This window comes from Helicobacter apodemus, assembly GCF_000765745.2.
Taxonomy (GTDB): Bacteria; Campylobacterota; Campylobacteria; order Campylobacterales; family Helicobacteraceae; genus Helicobacter_D; species Helicobacter_D apodemus.
The window spans coordinates 1-557 of sequence record NZ_JRPC02000112.1; the positions used below are offsets into that span (position 1 = coordinate 1).

General features: G+C 31.2%; 1 pseudogene. It reads right to left on the reverse strand.

The features are described from left to right. Positions 1–557 (reverse strand): annotated as a pseudogene (locus tag LS72_RS11160) (hypothetical protein); the annotation flags it as partial.

Consider the following 557-nt stretch of genomic DNA (forward strand, 5'->3'; position numbering starts at 1 on the left):
TATATTCTTTAGCTCCTGTGCTTTTAAATATTTCTTTGTTTTGGGCTAGAGTATCTAAAAAGAGTTCAGAGTTAAAGACTTTTATATCATTATCTGCTATTACAGAGGATTGAAATATTTTATGTAAGAGGTTGAGTTCTAAAGATTGTCTATTTTGCTCTGTTAATCCTTTGGTTAGCTCATTGAAGTTATTAAGTAGGGTTTTATCATTCGTTCCTGCTTTGGAAGCTTGTAGTGGATTTTGTGCCTCTGCAATCTTACCCGCTCCTTTGGCATTTTCTAAGATAGCCTTAGCAATATCCTCTAAAGAATTATCAACATTTTGGATTTTTTTATAAATGGTAGAATCTTGTATTTCTTTTAAATTGGCATAATCTGCTAGTTTTGTTTCATAGAGTGTTTTTGCCTGCTCGTAAGCTTCTTTATTCTGGGAGAAAATATTATTAATCCCTTTATTAATATCCTCTCTTAAATGGCTACTAATGAAGTTTTTAAGATAGCTATCTAAAGTCTTATCCTCTGAATAAAGATTATTAAGGCTTTTCCTTGTTGCTTCT